The sequence below is a fragment of the Cerasibacillus quisquiliarum genome (assembly GCF_014202495.1).
Lineage (GTDB): Bacteria > Bacillota > Bacilli > Bacillales > Amphibacillaceae > Cerasibacillus > Cerasibacillus quisquiliarum.
The window spans coordinates 51,683-71,538 of the sequence record NZ_JACHHA010000010.1 but is presented as its reverse complement, the minus strand read 5'-3'; the positions used below and the strand labels follow the sequence as shown (position 1 = coordinate 71,538).

Here is a 19,856-nt window from a genome sequence, read left to right as displayed (position 1 = left end):
TCCCCCTTCTATATACCCCTTTATTACATTCATTATATGTAAACGCTTACGTTGTGTAAAGGAGCATTTATTAGATCAAGGCATAGAATAATAGGACAAAGCATCGGAGATAAAGTCGTTTATTTGAATCTTTTTCAATTTTCATACGTAATAGTAAGAAAGGAGAGAATAAGTAAAAAAAAGCTTGAAGAATGATTTATTTTGAACATTTTTATAGTATAATAGGAACATTAATGTAATCATTTAGGAAAGCAGGAAAGGCAAATGGGAGTTTGGCATGATATCATTGGTCAATTTGGTTATATTGTGATTTTTTTATTTCTATCTCTCGGAATAGTAGGTGTTCCAATTCCTATTCCTGATGAAGTGTTGTTGACCTATCTTGGCTACATTACATCATTGGGGGAGATAAGTTTTACGGTTACATTTATCGTAGCAGTTTCAGGCTCTATTTGTGGGATTACGTTGAGTTATTTTTTAGGGATGAAATTAGGAGAGCCTTTTATTCAAAAATTATTTATTAAAAGAAGAACTGTTATACGAACGAAACGTCTACTACAAAAATACGGCTCTTTTTTAATTATATTTTCCTACTTCATTCCCGGTATTCGTCATGTAGCAGCATATATTAGTGGCGTTACCCGTTATTCTATAAAACATTTCTTATTATTTGCTTCCGCTGGTGCGATCATGTGGGTGATTATTTTCTTATCTATTGGAAATAGGCTTGGTACTAACTGGAACATCATCGCGTATCTTTTTCGTAAGTATTCTATAAGTATATTTGCCATCATTATATTAATTATCGTTATTAGTGCTACTATTTACCGCTATCGTAAACAAAGCATGTCATAAACATTTATTCCACCCATTTAGCAATTGGTTGACCAACACGAACAGTCGTATTCGCTTTTAGTAGTGGCTTGAATGATTGATTCGGTTCAATCAGAAGTAAGACGGTAGACCCAAATGAGAAATATCCGAGCTCTTCACCTTTGTTAAATTTAGAACGTGAGTTTGTCAGTTGAATGGAATTAATATTTAAGGCACCAATTTTAATCATCGCTATATGTCCGTACGCTGTTGAAAGTTCTGAAACAATGCGGTAGTTTGTTGAAAAAGGTGATTGCCCAAGACGCATGCCTAATGTATTTACAGGAAATGACTTTTCACCTAAAGCATATCGCTTTGTTAGACTCCCTGTCATCGGATAATGAAAACGGTGATAGTCACGAGGAGAAAGATAAAAGATAAAGAAAAAACCATTTTCATAAGTCTTGGCGATATCTGAACTTCCTAGAATCTCATCAAGGAAATAAAGTTGATGCTTAATATAAAACCGCTGCTTGGATGAAATTGGCCCCATATCACTTAACTGTGCATCAGTTGGTGAAACTAAAGTATTTGTAGAATAATCAATCGTGTGCACTTGATTATTCAGACGTCTCGTAAAGAAGTCATGTAATGATTGATAGTGACTAATAGGGTATTCCGCTTCTTTTAAATTAATCGCATATGTTTTTGCGAAAGGTCTAATGAGTGGTTTGCTTAAACGAGATTGTGCAAAAGATTTTAGTAGCATAGAACTGTACTTGTTACCTGTAAGCTCTACAACATTTTTTAATAAAAATTTCATCATCATGATCACCCTTTGTTATAAAATTAAATGAAAAAAATAGGAGGTTGAGATTATGTTTTTACTTAGACGTATTGATTATACTAAACTTAAGGCACAAAAAGCGAATGCTATCACATTAATGAACTTAAGCTTTGGAATTTTATCTATTGTATTTATTTTAAAAGGCTTTATTCAGATGAGTATATTATTTATTTTTCTTGCGGCTTTATTTGATCGGTTTGATGGCATAGTCGCCCGTAAATATAATATTGAATCTGATTTTGGAAAAGAACTTGATTCACTGAGTGATTTAGTTTCTTTTGGTTTAGCACCAGCATTGCTAGTATATGAAACGAGCTTAAATAAAGTGCCGACTGTCGGGATCACTCTCGTAATATTTTTCGTATTATGTGGGGCTATTCGTTTAGCTAGATATAATGTAAAAGAGTTTGATGGTGCATTTTATGGTGTACCGATAACAGCAGCTGGAACAATTTTAACATTTTTTGTTCTTTTTTCTAACCAATTACCGATTCTTTTCTTTGCAGTTATAACAGCTATTTTAATGGTTTTGATGGTTAGCAATGTCCGTGTTCAAAAAGTATAAAAAAAGGCGACTTGCTATGTTTTGTTTCTTGAAAGAGAAACATAGCAGGTCGCTTTTATTTTTATTGAAATTATTATGATATATCTTATGTCTATGAGCTAAAGTGCAGAAAATCAAATTTGCAAATCTTGATTTTCTGCACTTTCTTATTTTTAATAGGTTCCCAGCTTTTTCATGCTTTATTCTTTAATTTTAGGATCATGTATGACCTTAGAATTCTCAGATTCCTGTTCTTGTTGTTCTTCTTCATTTTCATCTGTTGCCTTAAATTTCCTTGATTCTTCATTTTCATCATATCCGTAACGGTAAATAGATGGGTCAACAGGCTTCCAATCTTCTGTAGGTGTATAGAATCTTAGCAAATCCCCATATACAAGCTTATCTGATAACCGAAGCTCTTCTTCAATTAGTTGCTTCATTTCATTCATTTCATCTGTTACTTTCTCGATGACTTCTCCTGTTTCATTGTCATAGTAGGTACCAGATACATACGTATAATCCGGCGTAATGAAGTCGCCACGACGGAACGGCACGAATTGTTTATGTTCTTTAGAGAACATGTCTGTGCCAAATAAAATATAATCGTCGGCACGAATCCCTAATAAATGTAAAAGTGTCGGCATAACATCTATTTGTCCTGAATAACGATGGTTTGTTCCTTGACTTTCAACACCAGGAATTCTAATTAGAAATGGAACACGTTGTAATTGTGCACTTTCAAAAGGTGTGATTTCTTTATCAAGTAGTTCACTCATTGCTCGATTATGGTTTTCAGAAATACCATAATGATCCCCGTATAAGAAAATAATAGAGTCTTCGTATAGACCAGCTTCTTTTAAATCATTAAAGAATTGTTCAAGTGATTCATCCAAGTAACGCGCTGTTTGAAAATAGCGGTCCACTGAATTGTCACCTGTTTCTGCTGGTGGAATCGTTGCTTCCTCTTCATCAATTAAATATGGATGGTGATGTGTTAATGTGACAAGATGTGCATAAAATGGTTTATTTGTTTCATTTAGTTTTTCTAACATCGGCATGGACTCTTTAAAAAATGGTTTATCTTTAAGCCCATAATTAATTACATTGTCATCGCTCATATCATAATAGCTTGCATCAAAGTAGTAATCGATGCCAAATTGTTTATAAATTTCATCTCTGTTCCAGAATGACTTATAATCGCCATGTAAAATCGCTGATGTGTAATTTTGTTTTTGATTTAAAATGGCAGGTAATGCTTGATACGTATTATTTCCTTTCGTTACAAAGGCGGCACCTTGTGGTAAACCGTATAAAGAGTTATCAAGAATAAATTCTGCATCAGCAGTTTTTCCTTGCTCTGTTTGATGGAAGAAATTATCGAAATAGGTAAATCCTTCTTCTTTATTATGAACAAGTGAGTTTAGAAACGGTGTTACTTCTTCGCCATGTAGTTCATAATCAATTAAAAACGACTGGAAAGATTCTAGATGAATTTTAATAATATTTTTCCCTTTCGCAATTCCAAAGAGTTCTTCATTTGGTTCAGCGAATTTATTTTTCGTATAGTCGGCAATTTCAACGATATCATTACTATCTGCAAGTACACGTTGTGACGATGATTTAATATTTTGCACGGCGTCATAAATAGCAAAATTATAAGCGCCTAAATATTTAACAATATAATTTCGATCGAACGTTCTTTTCAGTAGCTGTGGTCTGTCTGCTTCTGCCATACTGAGATTCACAGAAAAAGCAATCGCACCCGCCATTAACACCATAATTGGTTTTCGTATTTGAAGGCGTTCATCTGACCAAAGATGTTTCGTCTTAACAAATAAAATCACTATTAGAATTAAATCGATTGAGTAGAAGATATCATACCACTCTATTAAGCTAACAATACTTCCACCAATACTTCCAAAGTTACTTGTTTGGGTTAATGTAGGTAACGTGATATAGTCGTTGTTGAATCGATAAAATACGACGTTCGCATAGAGAAAGAAGCTCATGAGAAAATCGATGATGATAATCCATATCCCAGCTTTTTTCCCACGTGCAAATAAAGCAATACCAAGAAAAATCAATACAGAACTAATTGGATTTATGAATAAAAGAAACGACTGTATCCCATTTTTTATGTCTAAATTAAACTCAATAACATAAATAATATACGACTTCAGCCAAAGCAAAGTTGCAGCTACAAAGAAGAATCCCATCTTTGTTTGTAAGACTTTCTTCACTTTGTGTCACCTCAATTTTTTCTAACAAACTATTGAATGTAGTGTCAACATATTATTTTACGATATTCAAGGCCTCGATGCAAGGAAACGGTTAATAAATCATATGGTCCATATAGTAAATATTTCCGTCTCTTCCAAGCCTAATCCTAAGCCCTATGTTAAAATATAGCTTGGATTTTTTGTAAACATGCATATAAAATAAATTTTGTACCATTTACTCCTACATTCGATTATACTAAAATATCATAAAAACCATTTTAATACAAATATCATAGCAAAAGAGAGGAAAACCTTAACATGTCTAGACGTCAAAATCAATTTATATATCGCGATTATTTTTATATATTTTTCGGAGCAAGCTTAGTCGGTTTATCATATAATATTTTCTTACTCCCAGCTAAATTAGCTGCTGGTGGCTTATCGGGTGTCAGTACGATTCTTTATGAATTATTTCAACTTAGCCCTGCCTTGACACAATTTATTATGAATATCCCTATTTTTATTATTGGTTGGATTGTTTTAGGAAAGGATTTTTCCAAAAAAACACTAATTGGAACATTTTGGGTACCGTTTGTTATTTGGTTATCTCAAGATATACCGATTTATGTAACGAATCCCTTTTTAGGAGCATTATATGGTGGAGCTGTTTTAGGTATAGGTTTAGGATTCGTTTATAAAGGGAATGGATCAACAGGAGGGACAGCTGCAATCGCCCAAATTGTAAAAAAATTTACCGGCATTTCGAGTGGTTATTCTCAATTTATAGTTGACGGAATAGTAGTGATCGCATCGTTAATCGTATTTAATCTAGAATTGACGCTATTTGCATTGATGGCGATTTATATTACTGGGAAGGCGATCGATGTCGTTCAAATTGATACATCCCGAACAAAACTTATACTTATCATTACCGAACATGAAGATAAGATTCAAGCACTAATTAAAGATGAAATTGATCGAGGAATAACAAAGGTACGTTCAATAGGTGGTCATACGCAAAAGGAAAAGACGATGATCCTTTGTGTAGCTGAACAGCAGGAAGCTGTCCATTTAAAGAAACGTTTACAAGAAGATGAATCATCCTTCGTTATTTTCCTCAACGCATCAGAAATATTAGGTAGAGGATTTACATTGGATAAATATGACGGGCAAAAATTGTAAAATAACTTCTCGCTGTTCGCCTTTCTTTGTTTCATCTCTTGGTAGTCCACGATATGAACTAAAAAGTATTTTACAAATCTTATAGCACCCTTTAAGGTATTGATTCAACAAATAATTTTCTACCGTTAACATATACTAACTATAGGGTGATTCGGCTGCTTAGTAAGGATGAAATAAGGAGGAATTTTAATGGGATTAAATGTTACCCAAAAGCTTATTAAAAGTCATCTCATATCTGGAGAGATGGTTCCAGGTGAAGAAGTAGGTTTGAAAATTGATCAAACTTTAACACAAGATGCGACTGGTACATTAGTGATGCTTGAACTAGAAGCGATGGGACTTCAACGTGCAAAAACAGAAGTATCTGCTCAATATGTTGACCATAATCTGATTCAAGAAGATAGTAAGAATCCAGATGACCACTTATTTTTATATAGTGCAACACGTCGTTTTGGATTATATCACAGCCGTCCTGGAAATGGTGTCAGCCATCCCGTTCACATGCAGTATTTAGCAAAACCAGGAAAAACACTACTCGGCTCTGATAGCCATACTTGTGCAAATGGCTGTATGGGTATGTTAGCCATGGGCGCTGGCGGATTAGATGTGGCGTTAGCCATAGCTGGTGAACCATTTTATGTTAAAATGCCCCAAGTGTGGGGGATCAAGTTAACTGGGGAACTTCCAGATTGGGTAAGTGCTAAGGATGTTATTCTAGAATTATTAAGACGCCATGATGTAAAGGGTGGCGTCGGTAAAATAATTGAATATTATGGTCCAGGACTCGATCAATTAAGTGCGATGGATCGCCATGTTATTGCAAATATGGGCGCTGAATTAGGAGCGACGGGAACAGTCTTCCCATCAGATCAAGAAGTGAAACGATTCTTAACAGCCCAAGGAAGAGAAGATGATTGGATTGAGCTCGTAGCGGATGACGATGCGACTTATGATATAAATGAGGAAATTAATTTATCAGAGCTTGAACCTTTAATAGCTAAACCATCAAGCCCTGGAAATGTTGTTCCTGTTCGCGAAGTTGCAGGTACACCAATTTATCAGTCTTATATCGGTTCATCTGCCAATCCGGGCTTTCGCGACTTTGCTATTGCCGCTGAAATCGTTAAAGATAAAAAAGTGGCAAATGGTGTATCATTTGATATTAATCCTACATCAAGACAAATGTTAACAGATCTTGTAAAAGAAAGTCATATTGCAAGCCTCTTACAAGCAGGAGCACGTATGCATCAAGCTGGTTGTAATGGCTGTATTGGTATGGGACAAGCGCCAGCTACTGGTAAAAATAGCTTACGTACGACCCCCCGTAATTTTCCTGGACGTTCTGGGACTAAAGAAGATAGTGTTTATTTATGTAGCCCAGAAACAGCAGCTGCATCTGCATTAACTGGAAAAATTACTGACCCACGAACATTAAATATGCCATATCCAAAAGTTAAAGAACTTAAAAATCCGACCGTCGATCATACGATTTTAGATGCACCATTACCGTATGAGAAAGCAAGGAAAATTCCTTTGGAGAAAGGTCCAAATATCGCCTCCATTCCGGAAATGGATGTTTTACCCGATGAGTTAGAAGTACCTATATTATTAAAAATGGGCGACAACATATCAACAGACGAAATTCTGGCTGGTGGAGCACGTGTGCTTCCTTACCGTAGTAATTTGCCTGAAATAAGCAAGTTTACATTTGAAATCATTGATGATTCGTATTACTCACGAGCGAAAAAGACTGTATCAGAAGGTGGCCATGCGATTGTTGCTGGTTATAATTATGGTCAAGGATCGAGTCGTGAGCATGCAGCGTTAGCTCCACGTTATTTAGGGTTGAAAATCGCTCTTGTGAAGGATTTTGCTCGTATACATTGGCAAAACTTAGTTAACTTCGGTGTCTTGCCACTCACTTTTGTTAATGTTGATGATTATGACAAACTCAAAAACGGAGATGTTTTGGTCGTTTCTAATTTACGTAATAAAGTTAAGGCGGACCAACCATTTTTTCTTGATATTAAAGGAACAGATAAGCGTATAGAAGTAACTCACGCATTATCAAAACGTCAAATTGACGTGATGTTACAAGGTGGCATGATTAATTGGGTAAAAAATAGGCAAGCGTAAATATATATTAGGAGGTGACATCATATGAATCATACTACTTGTAAGGCGTGTCACGGTTCGGGGATGCAGCGAGATGATGAAGGCTGGCAATATAAGTGTAGTGTTTGTCACGGGGAAGGAGTCGTAAATGAATCAAAAGCTACCCGATCTGTTAAAATTATGTCAACAGATGAAAATAATCGTTTACTTGATTAGGAAAAATCCGCTCCTTAATTAGAGGAGCGGATTTCTGTATGATCTTCATTAATTAATGCATCGTTGTACCACCTTGAACCGGTGCGAAAGCGTTCATATATTGATGCATATCTTCTTGCTTTAATTGTGGTACTTGATAGTAATGTTTACGGTTTTGATATAGAAAGACTTCGTACGCCATCTCAATTAAATTAGGGATGCTATCAGCAAACACACGACGTAAGACAGGATTTGTCGTCTCTAAAGCAGTCATTGTAAAACTAGATGCACTCGATTTTAATGCAGCCATCATAAAGCCTGAAATACATTGATCGTTAATATCTTGGACCGATTGAGCAGGTGTTTTTGGTTGTGTTGGTTGCATTCCGAATAGCACGTCATTACTTTCAGTCATTTCATATACTTGTGTTTTAACAGTTGGATCCTGCCCAGTTTTTAATGTTTCGACAATCGTATTGTATAATTGGGTTAGAAATGATTGATGTCTTTGGAGCATTGACTTGAGTTCGGGATCTTGAATATGTTGTTCATACAACATATACTGTTCCATTCCGCCAACTAATCCAGAAATTGCCTCATGGGCATCAAACAGCTCATGACCACCGTGATTCATTTGCGGAGGGACTTGTTCTGAGCGCTGAAACTGCTGTCCTTGATTTTGTTGATGTTGCATCGTTTATATTCCTCCTTTATGATTATCATTTTTAGTGTGAACGATTTATTATAAAATATTCTATATCTATTTCTCTTCTCATAAAAAAAGTGTATGATAATAAATTCAAGAACATGTTTGAAAGGTGTGGAGGTAAAGAAATGGAATCAAATGATAAAAAGTATATTGAAGTTTGGGAAGACGTTGTCGATATGAAAGATTTAGTGCTAAGTTTAATTATTTGTAGCATAACAACGATGGGGGGCTATTTTCTCGCACCAAATGATGAAACGAAACCACTTATCTTTGGATTAATTGGAACAGTTATAGGTTTTATTATTTGCACTGTTATTTTTAAACCAAAACGTACTTTTGAATATATTGAAGAGGAGGAGTAAACTTTGGATATATCACTTATTATTCAAATGGTTATCGCGGCAGTTATTGGTGCAACATTATATACGATAATTGGAATTGCACCAGGTACGGATGAAACAGCTGTTCTTGCTCCAGTTACTCTTGTACTTGTATTAATGGGTATACAACCAATCGTTATTTTATCTTTCTTTATCTCAGCCATTGTCGCAAAAAAATTAACAGACTCCATTCCAGTTGCTATTGCAGGTATTCCAGGTGGCGTGATGGCTGCACCAATGGTTGAACATGCGATGGTATTAAAAAAGTATGGATTACCAGATGTAAGCATTCGAAAAATGGCTTCTGGTTCGGTAATAGGAACAATTGTTGCTGTACCACTAAGTTTATTACTAGCGAGCTTATTGGCTCCATTTGGTGGCAATATTGCACAATACGCTGGACCGATCTTTTTTGGTGGAGCTGTTTTTCTAGCTTTAATGTCTAAAAACCGTTGGCTAGCTTTAGCATCTATTTTACCTTTTGCTATCCTCATTCAAGGATTACGTCATTTATATTGGGGTATTGGAATAATTCCAGAAGATAAAACGGTTTTTACATCGTTTTTCTTAGGCATTACGATAGGACCTATTATTTTAACGTTATTTGAATTAATAAATAAGGATATTCGTCAAAAAAAGCCACGCTACGGCAAAAAGGAAATAAAAGTGATGAAGCAAAAACCGACGAAAGGGTTTCCGAATCCCTTTAAAATACTTGAACGAAGTGAAGTCCGAACAACATCATTTGCTTCATTTTTAGGTGTGGTGACTTTCTTTATGAGCCCAGTTGGTATGACAATCTTTTTAGGGGAGGCATTAACGAAATATATTAAAGACCCAGTCAAACGTGCATCGCGAGCTATTGCGAGTATGGATGGATTAACAAATGCAACGTATATTTCTGGAACATTGATTCCACTAATTGCTATCGGTTTACCATTATCACCGACAGCTATTGGACCAGCCATTGCTTTATTTAATGCTCCACCTGTGTTGACAGAAGAACATAATTTACACCATTTATTAACAATGACCGATTTTGTCGTAGCAACCATCATTGGTGCAGTTATTGCTATTGGGCTTACTTATTATGTGACCGTAAAATATTCACAGCAAATTTGTGCATTCGTGTTTAAATATGTTCCACACGAAGCATTATTAGGTGTGTTTTTTGCACTCGTTCTTATGTTAGCTTATCGTGATGCAGGCTTAATAAACATTGCAGGTGTCTTTTTAATCGGTATCGTAGCGGGTACTCTACATCGTTGGGGTGTGAATTATGGTGTACAGTTTATGGTTTTATATGCGGCACCGTGGCTATTAGGATTATTCTCATAATGGGAAGGAGATAACAACATTGCAACAACCGCTTCTTATTGATCAAGACCTATACTTAATTGATGGATTTGATATGAACATACGAAAGAGGACAAGCATCTACGTACTTGCTAAAGAAAAACTCACCTTAATTGGAATTGGACCGAGCCCTTCTGTACCCTATGTTCAACGTGGATTACAAAAGCTAGGCTTTCATATGGAAGAAGTTGAATATGTTATTTTAACCCATGCTCATCTAGACCATGCAGGTGGTATAGGGCTATTTATGCAATCTTGTCCAAATGCTAAAATTATCTGTCATCCAGATGCGGTCCAGTATTTATTACAGCCGAGAAAAGTTGCTGCTGTGACACGCGCGATGTATGGTGATAATTTTACCGATTTTTTTGATCCGATTCGGAAAGTTTATGAAGAAGATATTATAACAAAACAAGATGGTGATGAGTTAGACATTGGCATAGACTGTACACTTCGATTTATTGAGACACCTGGCCATATGCCACATCATTTAGTCATTTATGATAAGGAGACAAAACGTTTATTTACTGGTAATAGCGCAGGGATACGATATGAACAATTGGCTCAAGTAGGAGTCGATTTTGTTCTACCATTTACACCAGCAAATCAATTCGACCCAGAAGCGATGAAAAAGTCATTAGAAAAACTAAAGCAATTACCGATTAAGCAATTATGTTATGGTCATTTTGGTGTCACAAATGAACCAGAAAAAGCACTTCATCAAGTGAGTAACTGGCTAGATATCTTTATCGATATTGGAGAACAAGCCTTTGTTAGAGGGGATACATATGATGATTTAATGAAACAATTACAACAGAAAGTGACGCAAGACCTTCTAAAGCAAGGTATTATGGCGAATGACGATGTGTATTTATTAATCAATTTAGATTTATATTTAAGTTCTCTCGGTCTTATCGATTATTTTCAAAAAATAGAACAGTAAAAGAGCGGTCTTTACCATGAAGACCGCTTTTTGATTACTCTTCTTCCGTTTTCATAAACGTTAAAATGGCAAATATAACAAAACTAATCAAGAGTATTGTGCCACCAACGATAAAGAAGATCGTCACTAAGGTTTGATTTAATGAGAACGGGTTGACATAATAAAGCCACATACCAATTGTCAGACCAATTGATCCAATAATCGCTGTCCAAACGTGAGCAGCAGCTAATTTTTTATTTAATGGTGTAAAAATTTTATAATATACCGCCCAAGCAAAAAGCGATAACCAGCCGACAACGAGGACGTGAGCATGAACAGACTTAAATAGATAGCTTTCGGAACCCGCCATATGTGATCCTAAAATAGCACCAACTAAAGCAAATAGTGCTGAAAAACGAAGCAATGTTTTACTATATGATGTCATCATGTCATCTCCTTACATATTCACTTTATATAGAGTATATATAGTGAATATGAACAGAATATGAATAAGAGATGACAAACCTCGTACGGCTAGATGTTTAAAACGCGATGTCGATATCTAATTGAATTGGACAGTGGTCACTGCCCATAACTTGTGGGTGTGCTTCAGAATGTGTAAGGTACTTTTCTAAACGATTTGACACAATAAAATAGTCAATCCGCCAGCCAATATTACGTTCTCGAACGCCTCTCATATAACTCCACCAAGTGTATATTCCTTCAGTATCTGGATAGAAATGACGAAGTGTATCGATAAATCCTGCATTTAATAATCGTGACATTTTTCCTCTCTCTTCATCTGTGAAACCAGAGTTGCCTTTATTTGCTTTTGCGTTACGAATATCAATCTCTTCATGTGCGACATTTAAATCGCCACAATAAATAACAGGTTTTTTCTCGTCTAATTGTTTCAGATGTTCAAATATTTTGTCCTCCCATTCCAAGCGGTATTTAAGACGCGCTAAGTCACGCTGGGCATTTGGTGTATAGACATTGACGATATAAAAGCCATCATATTCTAATGTAATGATTCGTCCTTCTTTTTCTTCTTGTTCATCAAGAAGGCCGTATTGGACAGACAGTGGCTCTTTTTTAGTAAATATAGCTGTTCCAGAATACCCTTTTCGCTCCGCGTAATTCCAATATTGATGATAACCATCGAGGTCTAACTGGATTTGCCCTTCTTGTAATTTTATTTCTTGTACGCAGAAAATATCTGCTTGAACGCTGTGAAAATAATCTAAAAAACCTTTGCGAACACACGATCTAAGGCCGTTGACATTCCATGAAATGAGTTTCATTTTTCTCCTCCTAACAATCCACATTTTAACATAATGCGAATTAAAAATTGAAAAAATTGTTGACATGATGTGTATTACATGTATAATACAGATTAAGAGTGTATCAAGCAGTTAATACATGTTTTATAACAAGTGTATGAAGCTATCTATACAGAATAGTTTTTTTACCATTGGTGTATGAACCACTTAATACGCTTTGATTTTATCAGCGTGATAGGAGATGGACTATGGAACTGAAGTTTAACAATCGAGATCCTGTCTATAGGCAAGTGATTCAATATTTTAAAATACAGATTGCTAAAGGGACGTTAGAACCTGGTGAGGAGATTCCGTCACGAAGAGAATTAGCCAACAAATTAAAGATTAATCCGAATACCGCTCAGAGAGCTTATAAAGAAATGGAGGAAGAAGGTTTGATATTTACAGAGGGGAATTTACCGAGTCGTGTGACAAAAGATAAGCAAGTCTTACGTGCAGTTAGAGAAGAGCTTATTATGGAGGCGACAGAGACATTTATTCAAACAATGCATGCCATTAATGTGTCACTCGATGAGGTCGTACAAAGAGTAACTGATAACTATCAAAGCCATTTGGAAGAGGGGGAGAAAGATGATAGAAGTTAAAAACATTAAGAAAAACTATGGCCGTAAACAAGTCCTAAAAGGGGTTAGCTTCACTGCCAATAAAGGGGAAATTACTTGTTTAATCGGTGTGAATGGTGTTGGGAAAACAACAATTATGAACGCCATCATGGGATTAACACCGATTAATAGTGGTGAAATATTAATCGAAGGTAAGCAACTTGATAAAACAAGTTATGAGAAGATCACATTTATTCCAGATGCAATAACGATGTTACCACAAATGAAAATTTCTGATGCGATGGCCTTTATGAACGATTATTACCAATGTTGGAATCAAAAACGTGCAAATGACATGTTAAAATTTTTTCGGCTTGAAAAGGAAAGTCGCATTTCTGAACTATCAAAAGGGAATCGTGCGAAAGTGAATCTCCTTCTTGGGCTCGCGTTGGATGTGGACTATGTCTTAATGGATGAACCATTTTCTGGAATTGATATTTTTAGCCGTGAACAGATTGCCGAAGTTTTTACAAGTCACTTAATTGAAAATCGCGGTGTGATTATTACGACACACGAAATTCATGATATCGAACATTTAATTGATAAAGCTGTGTTATTAGATGATGGTGTAATTATAAAGGAATTTAACGCAGAAGAGGTTCGTGAAAATGAAGGGAAATCAATTGTAGACGTCATGAGAGAGGTGTTTCGAGTATGAAGAACTATGTCAAACTATTTAATTTTGAAATGGGGCGCTTTTTAAAAGGATACCTAGCTCTTGTTGGCTTTACGGTTATCGTCCAAGTATTAGGTGCTGTGATTACATCCAGATCTTACACGAATAAAATTAATGAACATGTTTACCATGAAGGTATGGCTATAGATGAATTTTTAAGCCAATTTGGGGATATGTCTATGTATGCAATTATTCATTCTCTTTGGATTCAAGGACCCATATTATTTTGTATAAGTGTTCTACTGATTTACACACTTTTAATATGGTATCGCGACTGGTTCGGGAAAAATACATTTATTTATCGATTACTTATGTTACCAACAGAACGGATGAACATATTTTTTGCTAAATTAACAACGATTATGGTGATGGTTCTAAGCCTTGTTGCCTTACAAATTATGTTATTACCGGTATTAAATAAACTTATGGGTTCTTTAGTGCCAGAAGCTTATTTTATGAATTTATCTTTTAAGGAAATGATTAGCGGATTTAATGTATTAACAATTCTATTTCCTTTTTCATTTAGTAATTTTATGATTCATTATGGTCTCGGTTTATTAGCTGTTTCTCTAATATTTACTGCGATTTTATTCGAACGTAGTTTTCGATTAAAAGGGATTGTTTATGGCATTTTATATATTGCTTTATCATTATTAATTCTCTTTTCTCCAGTCATTATGATTGCTATAACGGAGACATCTTATCTATATCCGCTTGAACTGTTTTACTTTGAACTCATTTTATGTGTTTTAGTGTTTGTTATGTCGATATTAACAAGTCGTTTTTTATTAAATAAAAAAATTACGGTATAAGAGGAGGAAAGAAGATGGGAAAGTATTGGAAAGTTATTATAATACCGCTTATAACGAGTATTGTATTTATAACTTATTATATACATTTGCAATCAAATTCTAAAGCTATTGCACAATTCTTTATTGCAAAGCAGTCAGGAGATGATAAAGAAGTTGAGCACATTAGTTTAGACACTGAAATCAATTATACTGATGGACGGGAAATGGTAGGGATTACGAATAAGGGCTCAATTGTTTATAGTCATTTATCTATCTATGAACATCTGAAACACATATCTAAAAACTCCCAAATAAATCGGCTAAGAAAGAAATACGGTAGCTTTATCAGAGGGAAGCAAAGTGTAGGACGTTTTTTTGAAAAAGATGATTTACTTGTGCATATAGATGATAGTTTAAATCCATTTACTCATAATGGTGAAAAACATAACGTCACTGTATCAATATATGATTTAAAAACAAAAGAGAAAGACTCTTTTGAAGTCAAACTACCGCATGTCGATAAATATAGCTGGCTTTTCCTAGTAACAGCTTCATTAAATGATAATAAATTGAAGATTATCACTTCGAATGAATATGAAGAACCAAAAAGTCACATAACACTAACGGACTATGTCGTATATACCATTGATATAGATACAAAAAAAGTGATAGACGCTGAGAAAATATTCGAATATACGAATGAAGACATTTCAGAAAATCAATATTCAACGCTCGACTTTCATACAGATAAAAAGGATGGATTTTCAGACTTTATTATGATTGAAGAAAGATCTTATAAAGATATAACGGTTGAGAGTGAGGAAGAGGGCGAGTATAATCAACAAACACAATCAACGGTAGCATTGAAGAAATATGATATCAAGGCAAATAAACTGAGTGACATAACGATTCCGAAAGAACTTGAAGGGTATACATTCGAGCATTTTAATGGGGATGTCTTATATTTTGTTAAACAAGCTGAACAAAGCATTCATGTTGTAGGTTATGATCACTCTAAGAAAAAGATAACATCTAAACAAACATTTGATTCGTTTGTAGACGAGTACGGGGATTATCGAGCGAATACAATATTTTATAATAATAAATTATACGTAACGAATTTAATAGATGAAAGTAAGAGTATTGAACTAATTATTGTGGACATTGTTACCGGTGAAACGATATATAAAGGGAAAGTCGAACAAAAAGGGAAAGCACCTGTAAAAGACTATGTTTTTCAAAATGCATTTCTTAATATTAATCAGTAAATGAATCCAGTTTAGGGGAAATTCTGGACTGGATGTTGAAAATGATTATTTACAACAGGATTGACCCAAAAGTTAAATCGACTTTTGGATCAATCCTAATCATTTGTATTCAATACATTTCGTAATTCTTTCCTGTTTGTAAGCCGAGGACACTTTTTTTGTAAAGTAATGCTGCTTCACGTGCTGGAGCTGGTTTAAAGCCTTGGAAGTAATCCCCTAATGCTTCCCATGATTCTTCCATAATTGTTGGGCTAACACTATTGATGCGGATACCCCTAGGCATTTCAATGGCAGCTGCTTTGACAAAGTATTTGACACCACCGTTTGCCATCGCAATCGCAGCCCCTTCACGAATCGGATCATCCATCATAATACCTGTTGTTAATGTAAAGCTTCCATTGTCGTTCATATAATTTAAACCATATAAAACAAGATTAACTTGTCCTTTCAATTTACTCTCAATCCCTACATTATAAATATCGGGTGTCATGTCAGTTAGTTTTGAGAACTTTGCACCACCAGCTGCATTAACGACAGCATCAATTTTTCCTACTTGTTCATACATCTTTTTTATACTATCAAGCGAGGAGATATCGACTTGAACATCTTCACCATTTCTGCTCGCACGAATAATCTCATGGTCTGGTTCAAGTGTTTTAACAATTTCCTTTCCAATTGTTCCACTTGCTCCTACGACAAGAATTCTCATTGCAACAAAACCCCTTTCTATAAATCAAACTTCAATTTTATTGTAACATTTTAAAAATAAAAATGTGGCGGAATTTTATTCAGCCACATTTTCATATATTTTCTTTAGTTTATCATTAAATAAATCCATATGAACAATTCGTGCTTCACGTACATATTCTTTACCATCTACGAAGAAGAGTAGAACGGGAGCGGTAAAAATAGAAAATTTACCGGCAACAGCTTCTACTTCTGATGCATCAACATGTGCTAGCTGAATCTGTGGGTAGTTCTCCATTAGTTTTTGTACTTGTGGTAAAAGACCGTGGCACACACTGCAATTAGGCATGCTTATATAGAGAAATGCGAGTTGATGATCATTTATGAAGGTATCTATTTCTTCTATTGAATGTAAATCTTTAAATTCTCTCATCATTTATCCTCCATTCTTTCTGTTATCATAGCACGGATTGATTGTCTAGGCATGCTTTTTGTTTATGAGTCCATTTCGTATGTTAAATTAAGTTTATATCATTTCATATGCGACATCGCCTATTTAGTTTTCGTAATTTTGACTAATATAAATAAAATAATAAAGGAGAACCTTCCTTGTGAGAGGTTCTCTTTTGTTAATAATGATTGCTACGAATGGTGGTGTCAATGGTAGATTTTTCAACTGTGATATAAATAAATTCCCCTTTGTCTTTTGATAATGGTTACATAAACGTTGGTGGAGCATCTTTAAAATAAACACGCTCTATTTTTGAAAATGGTCTTAATTGTTAATGGTTGAAAGTAAAGTCTATTTCTTTACCTTCTTGTTGTTCATACCCTTTCATATACTTAATCCGCCGTTGACGAGCTGTGTAATTAACTTGTTCATCTGCATGATATGATGAACGAACAAGCGGTCCGGATTCGCAATGTTTAAATCCTTTCTCTAATGCAATTTCTTTTAATTCCTTAAATTCATCAGGATGATAATATCGTTCAACACTTAAATGTTTTCGTGTCGGTTGTAAATATTGTCCGATTGTCATAATGTCAACGCCATGTGCTAACAAATCATCCATTGCTTGAATAATCTCTTCTTTCGTTTCCCCTAAACCAACCATAATACTTGACTTTGTCGGAGTATGCGGTGATAATAATTTAACTCTTTTTAGTAATTGAAGTGAACGGTCATATGTTGCACGTGCACGTACACGTTTTGTTAATCGCCTTACGGTTTCAATGTTATGGTTAAAAATATCAGGTCGACTATCCATCAATGTTTTTAAACTTTCATAATCACCTTTCATATCAGATGGAAGAACTTCAATTGTACAGCCAGGATTCTTCCTCCGAATTGCGCGTACAGTTTCAGCGAATACTTGAGCCCCACCATCGTTTAAGTCATCGCGAGCTACTGCTGTAACGACAACATGGCGGAGTCCCATTAACTGAACGGAGTCTGCCACTCTTTCTGGTTCATCCCAATCTAATTCACTTGGTAACCCTGTTTTAACGGCACAAAATCGACAACCTCTCGTACATATATCCCCTAGTATCATGAATGTCGCTGTTTTACGTTCACTCCAACATTCATAGATGTTTGGACATTTCGCCTCTTCACAAACTGTATGAAGATTTTTAGAGCGCATTAATTTTTTTAATTTCGTATAAGATTTATTCGTGTTAATATTCGTCGTTAACCACTTCGGTTTTCTTAACATCTCTTTATTATTTTTCATGTTTTGCCTCCTAAAAAGATTAGTGAGAATGATTAAATGAATGACGGAACGGTTTCTTTATACTTTTTATTTGCTAATTGATATACTTCATCCCATTGACTGTCTGTCAGTTCAAAAGATTTAAATTGAACGTCTAGTGTTGATTGAAATCCATGATAAAATGCTTCTTCCACTTCGTCGTATGTAAATGTTCGCCCTGTTAATTGCTCGATGCTCGCTGCTTTATGTCTAAAGGCACGCTTGTTCATGTCACGCATTCTTTCATTAGGAAAGATAAATAGATCAAAAAGCATGTCAATATCCATCTGAATAGGAATAGAACCATGTTGTAAAAGAACTCCTTTTTTTCTCGTCTGTGCGTGACCTGATATTTTCTTACCATCAACGACTAATTCGTAAAAAGTTGGCCTTTCAAAGCAGACAGCTGTTCTTTTGCTCTTTTGTTTCGGAATGAAATACTCGGCTTCTATGCTGAGATTTTTATATCCTTCCAATACACCTTGTGACAATACATAGTATGCTTCCTGTATCGTTTGTGGAATTTCTGGATGTTCTTCGGAAACAACAATACTATAAGTAAGTTCATGATTATGTAAGACGGCACTACCACCTGTTAATCTCCGAACATATTGACAGCCATGTTTTTTCAACCCAGGGAAATAGATTGCTTTCTCAACCTTTTGAAAATGCCCTACTGATAGTGATGGTTCTTTCCAACCGTAAAAACGTAATGTTGGCAAAATAAGTCCTTGACTATGCCAATTCAATAGCGATTCATCTAGTGCCATATTAATATGGGCATCGTGAAAGCCCGTTCGTAAGATGTTCCATGTTTCTCCCAAAATAACTCCCCCTTTGATTGGTTTAAATTCATGTCATAAAAAAAGCTGCACCCTCACAATCGGAATGCAGCACCATGTGAATAAAACTATGCCATGGAATACTGCACTTCCCCACGCTAGTATGATCTAGATCGGGTCCAAAGGGTTAGAATAATTAATCTTCTCAGCCAAAAGTGGCACCCCTAGTGCTTATCATATCTTAGTATCATCATAACGATGAGAAGTTAAATTGTAAAGGAAAAATAGGTGTAGATACTGGACTATATTTCTCTTAAGTTAAGTTTGTTTCAATTCTAATTCAATCATGGTTAAATAAGTAGTAGCAGCATTTGTGTTAGGGGATATAAATGCAGGGCGGGGAACTGTTTGGCTTACTTTGGATTGGCGTCATTATCATTACGATTCTCACGACGATGATTATTATTAGGAAAGATAAAAAGCGTGATCAAAAAGTCGTTAACGCATTAAACAAAAGTCTTGCTAAAGGTGAGATCTCAGATGATGAATATAAAGAATTGTATTTGCAATTTAAAGATGAGACATGTGACGCCTGTCCAAATATAAAAGCTTATTTGAAAGAAAGCCGTCGAAGGGCTTATGAAGGAAAGCAAAATATGTCAAATAAATAAGCG

At 35.1% G+C, this 19,856-nt stretch carries 22 protein-coding genes and 1 riboswitch; of the genes, 13 read left to right on the top strand and 9 right to left on the bottom strand.

Going from position 1 to position 19,856, the window contains the following annotated elements:
- The first annotated feature begins 264 nt into the window (after positions 1 to 264).
- A complete protein-coding gene (locus HNQ35_RS10745; protein WP_146938095.1) occupies positions 265 to 855 on the top strand; it encodes a DedA family protein in 591 nt (196 codons plus the stop codon).
- A gap of 4 nt (positions 856 to 859) precedes the next feature.
- Here HNQ35_RS10745 and HNQ35_RS10740 read toward each other — a convergent pair whose 3' ends face one another.
- Positions 860 to 1,636, bottom strand: coding sequence for a phosphatidylserine decarboxylase (locus HNQ35_RS10740; protein ID WP_170226686.1), 777 nt, complete (start codon positions 1,634 to 1,636; stop codon positions 860 to 862).
- A 55-nt stretch (positions 1,637 to 1,691) separates the two neighbouring features.
- Between HNQ35_RS10740 and pssA the strand changes: the two genes are divergently transcribed.
- Entirely contained in the window at positions 1,692 to 2,225 is a 534-nt protein-coding gene (pssA, locus tag HNQ35_RS10735) for a CDP-diacylglycerol--serine O-phosphatidyltransferase (RefSeq protein WP_146938097.1), read from the top strand.
- A 179-nt stretch (positions 2,226 to 2,404) separates the two neighbouring features.
- Here the strand turns inward: pssA and ltaS are convergent, their stop codons facing one another.
- The gene (gene ltaS, locus HNQ35_RS10730; protein ID WP_218026195.1) at positions 2,405 to 4,444 is read right to left on the bottom strand and encodes a lipoteichoic acid synthase; all 2,040 of its coding nucleotides are present in this window, start codon (positions 4,442 to 4,444) and stop codon (positions 2,405 to 2,407) included.
- A 297-nt stretch (positions 4,445 to 4,741) separates the two neighbouring features.
- Between ltaS and HNQ35_RS10725 the strand changes: the two genes are divergently transcribed.
- The 3 genes from HNQ35_RS10725 to HNQ35_RS10715 all read left to right on the top strand — a co-directional run bounded on the left by HNQ35_RS10725 (position 4,742) and on the right by HNQ35_RS10715 (position 7,936).
- Positions 4,742 to 5,605, top strand: a complete 864-nt coding sequence (locus HNQ35_RS10725; protein ID WP_146938098.1) for a YitT family protein — start codon at positions 4,742 to 4,744, stop codon at positions 5,603 to 5,605.
- Positions 5,606 to 5,794: 189 nt separating this feature from the next.
- Complete coding sequence (locus HNQ35_RS10720) at positions 5,795 to 7,741, top strand: aconitate hydratase (RefSeq protein ID WP_146938099.1); 1,947 nt, start codon at positions 5,795 to 5,797, stop codon at positions 7,739 to 7,741.
- Positions 7,742 to 7,765: 24 nt separating this feature from the next.
- Complete coding sequence (locus tag HNQ35_RS10715) at positions 7,766 to 7,936, top strand: hypothetical protein (protein WP_170226688.1); 171 nt, start codon at positions 7,766 to 7,768, stop codon at positions 7,934 to 7,936.
- A 52-nt stretch (positions 7,937 to 7,988) separates the two neighbouring features.
- Here HNQ35_RS10715 and HNQ35_RS10710 read toward each other — a convergent pair whose 3' ends face one another.
- The gene (locus tag HNQ35_RS10710) at positions 7,989 to 8,609 is read right to left on the bottom strand and encodes a spore coat protein (RefSeq protein WP_146938100.1); all 621 of its coding nucleotides are present in this window, start codon (positions 8,607 to 8,609) and stop codon (positions 7,989 to 7,991) included.
- Positions 8,610 to 8,749: 140 nt separating this feature from the next.
- Between HNQ35_RS10710 and HNQ35_RS10705 the strand changes: the two genes are divergently transcribed.
- Genes HNQ35_RS10705 through HNQ35_RS10695 form a run of 3 tightly spaced genes read left to right on the top strand, consistent with a single transcriptional unit; the run spans position 8,750 to position 11,303 of the window.
- On the top strand, positions 8,750 to 8,986 hold the full coding sequence (locus tag HNQ35_RS10705; protein WP_146938101.1) for a hypothetical protein: 237 nt from the start codon (positions 8,750 to 8,752) through the stop codon (positions 8,984 to 8,986).
- 3 nt (positions 8,987 to 8,989) lie between these two features.
- Positions 8,990 to 10,342: a tripartite tricarboxylate transporter permease gene (locus HNQ35_RS10700; RefSeq protein ID WP_146938102.1), complete on the top strand. Its 1,353-nt coding sequence runs from the start codon at positions 8,990 to 8,992 to the stop codon at positions 10,340 to 10,342.
- Between the two features lie 19 nt (positions 10,343 to 10,361).
- Complete coding sequence (locus HNQ35_RS10695; RefSeq protein WP_146938103.1) at positions 10,362 to 11,303, top strand: MBL fold metallo-hydrolase; 942 nt, start codon at positions 10,362 to 10,364, stop codon at positions 11,301 to 11,303.
- A 34-nt stretch (positions 11,304 to 11,337) separates the two neighbouring features.
- On the opposite strand, the gene HNQ35_RS10690 is transcribed toward HNQ35_RS10695, so the two are convergent.
- Together HNQ35_RS10690 and HNQ35_RS10685 are read right to left on the bottom strand one after the other, a co-directional pair.
- Entirely contained in the window at positions 11,338 to 11,727 is a 390-nt protein-coding gene (locus HNQ35_RS10690; protein WP_146938104.1) for a hypothetical protein, read from the bottom strand.
- 97 nt (positions 11,728 to 11,824) lie between these two features.
- Positions 11,825 to 12,586, bottom strand: coding sequence for an exodeoxyribonuclease III (locus HNQ35_RS10685; protein WP_146938105.1), 762 nt, complete (start codon positions 12,584 to 12,586; stop codon positions 11,825 to 11,827).
- A gap of 227 nt (positions 12,587 to 12,813) precedes the next feature.
- Between HNQ35_RS10685 and HNQ35_RS10680 the strand changes: the two genes are divergently transcribed.
- The 4 genes from HNQ35_RS10680 to HNQ35_RS10665 are packed head-to-tail and all read left to right on the top strand — an operon-like array spanning position 12,814 to position 15,962.
- Positions 12,814 to 13,209, top strand: coding sequence for a GntR family transcriptional regulator (locus HNQ35_RS10680; RefSeq protein WP_146938106.1), 396 nt, complete (start codon positions 12,814 to 12,816; stop codon positions 13,207 to 13,209).
- Complete coding sequence (locus HNQ35_RS10675) at positions 13,196 to 13,885, top strand: ATP-binding cassette domain-containing protein (protein ID WP_146938107.1); 690 nt, start codon at positions 13,196 to 13,198, stop codon at positions 13,883 to 13,885. The genes HNQ35_RS10680 and HNQ35_RS10675 overlap by 14 nt, the downstream gene beginning before the upstream one ends.
- A complete protein-coding gene (locus HNQ35_RS10670) occupies positions 13,882 to 14,715 on the top strand; it encodes a hypothetical protein (RefSeq protein WP_146938108.1) in 834 nt (277 codons plus the stop codon). The genes HNQ35_RS10675 and HNQ35_RS10670 overlap by 4 nt, the downstream gene beginning before the upstream one ends.
- A 14-nt stretch (positions 14,716 to 14,729) precedes the next feature.
- Complete coding sequence (locus tag HNQ35_RS10665) at positions 14,730 to 15,962, top strand: hypothetical protein (protein WP_146938109.1); 1,233 nt, start codon at positions 14,730 to 14,732, stop codon at positions 15,960 to 15,962.
- A gap of 109 nt (positions 15,963 to 16,071) precedes the next feature.
- Here HNQ35_RS10665 and HNQ35_RS10660 read toward each other — a convergent pair whose 3' ends face one another.
- The 4 genes from HNQ35_RS10660 to HNQ35_RS10645 form a co-directional block, all read right to left on the bottom strand.
- The gene (locus HNQ35_RS10660; protein ID WP_146938110.1) at positions 16,072 to 16,671 is read right to left on the bottom strand and encodes a short chain dehydrogenase; all 600 of its coding nucleotides are present in this window, start codon (positions 16,669 to 16,671) and stop codon (positions 16,072 to 16,074) included.
- A gap of 75 nt (positions 16,672 to 16,746) precedes the next feature.
- Positions 16,747 to 17,082 (bottom strand): thioredoxin family protein, encoded by a 336-nt coding sequence (locus HNQ35_RS10655; protein WP_146938111.1) that lies wholly within the window; start codon positions 17,080 to 17,082, stop codon positions 16,747 to 16,749.
- 349 nt (positions 17,083 to 17,431) lie between these two features.
- Positions 17,432 to 18,412 carry a lipoyl synthase gene (gene lipA / locus HNQ35_RS10650; protein ID WP_281284187.1) on the bottom strand — a complete coding sequence of 327 codons (981 nt, stop codon included), beginning with the start codon at positions 18,410 to 18,412 and terminating at the stop codon, positions 17,432 to 17,434.
- A 2-nt stretch (positions 18,413 to 18,414) separates the two neighbouring features.
- The gene (locus HNQ35_RS10645) at positions 18,415 to 19,224 is read right to left on the bottom strand and encodes an octanoyltransferase LipM (protein ID WP_503825949.1); all 810 of its coding nucleotides are present in this window, start codon (positions 19,222 to 19,224) and stop codon (positions 18,415 to 18,417) included.
- Between the two features lie 91 nt (positions 19,225 to 19,315).
- A riboswitch (TPP riboswitch) is annotated at positions 19,316 to 19,418 on the bottom strand.
- 153 nt (positions 19,419 to 19,571) lie between these two features.
- Between HNQ35_RS10645 and HNQ35_RS10640 the strand changes: the two genes are divergently transcribed.
- Positions 19,572 to 19,853, top strand: a complete 282-nt coding sequence (locus tag HNQ35_RS10640; RefSeq protein WP_146938113.1) for a hypothetical protein — start codon at positions 19,572 to 19,574, stop codon at positions 19,851 to 19,853.
- The last annotated feature ends 3 nt before the right edge of the window (positions 19,854 to 19,856 follow it).

What these genes read in the sequence shown, in the direction of transcription:
- HNQ35_RS10745 (WP_146938095.1), top strand. Translation starts at nt 265, where the DNA reads ATGGGAGTTTGGCATGATATCATTGGTCAATTTGGTTATATTGTGATT.
- HNQ35_RS10740 (WP_170226686.1), bottom strand. Translation starts at nt 1,636, where the DNA reads ATGAAATTTTTATTAAAAAATGTTGTAGAGCTTACAGGTAACAAGTAC.
- pssA (WP_146938097.1), top strand. Translation starts at nt 1,692, where the DNA reads ATGTTTTTACTTAGACGTATTGATTATACTAAACTTAAGGCACAAAAA.
- HNQ35_RS10725 (WP_146938098.1), top strand. Translation starts at nt 4,742, where the DNA reads ATGTCTAGACGTCAAAATCAATTTATATATCGCGATTATTTTTATATA.
- HNQ35_RS10720 (WP_146938099.1), top strand. Translation starts at nt 5,795, where the DNA reads ATGGGATTAAATGTTACCCAAAAGCTTATTAAAAGTCATCTCATATCT.
- HNQ35_RS10715 (WP_170226688.1), top strand. Translation starts at nt 7,766, where the DNA reads ATGAATCATACTACTTGTAAGGCGTGTCACGGTTCGGGGATGCAGCGA.
- HNQ35_RS10710 (WP_146938100.1), bottom strand. Translation starts at nt 8,609, where the DNA reads ATGCAACATCAACAAAATCAAGGACAGCAGTTTCAGCGCTCAGAACAA.
- HNQ35_RS10705 (WP_146938101.1), top strand. Translation starts at nt 8,750, where the DNA reads ATGGAATCAAATGATAAAAAGTATATTGAAGTTTGGGAAGACGTTGTC.
- HNQ35_RS10690 (WP_146938104.1), bottom strand. Translation starts at nt 11,727, where the DNA reads ATGACATCATATAGTAAAACATTGCTTCGTTTTTCAGCACTATTTGCT.
- HNQ35_RS10685 (WP_146938105.1), bottom strand. Translation starts at nt 12,586, where the DNA reads ATGAAACTCATTTCATGGAATGTCAACGGCCTTAGATCGTGTGTTCGC.
- HNQ35_RS10680 (WP_146938106.1), top strand. Translation starts at nt 12,814, where the DNA reads ATGGAACTGAAGTTTAACAATCGAGATCCTGTCTATAGGCAAGTGATT.
- HNQ35_RS10675 (WP_146938107.1), top strand. Translation starts at nt 13,196, where the DNA reads ATGATAGAAGTTAAAAACATTAAGAAAAACTATGGCCGTAAACAAGTC.
- HNQ35_RS10670 (WP_146938108.1), top strand. Translation starts at nt 13,882, where the DNA reads ATGAAGAACTATGTCAAACTATTTAATTTTGAAATGGGGCGCTTTTTA.
- HNQ35_RS10665 (WP_146938109.1), top strand. Translation starts at nt 14,730, where the DNA reads ATGGGAAAGTATTGGAAAGTTATTATAATACCGCTTATAACGAGTATT.
- HNQ35_RS10660 (WP_146938110.1), bottom strand. Translation starts at nt 16,671, where the DNA reads ATGAGAATTCTTGTCGTAGGAGCAAGTGGAACAATTGGAAAGGAAATT.
- HNQ35_RS10655 (WP_146938111.1), bottom strand. Translation starts at nt 17,082, where the DNA reads ATGAGAGAATTTAAAGATTTACATTCAATAGAAGAAATAGATACCTTC.
- HNQ35_RS10640 (WP_146938113.1), top strand. Translation starts at nt 19,572, where the DNA reads ATGCAGGGCGGGGAACTGTTTGGCTTACTTTGGATTGGCGTCATTATC.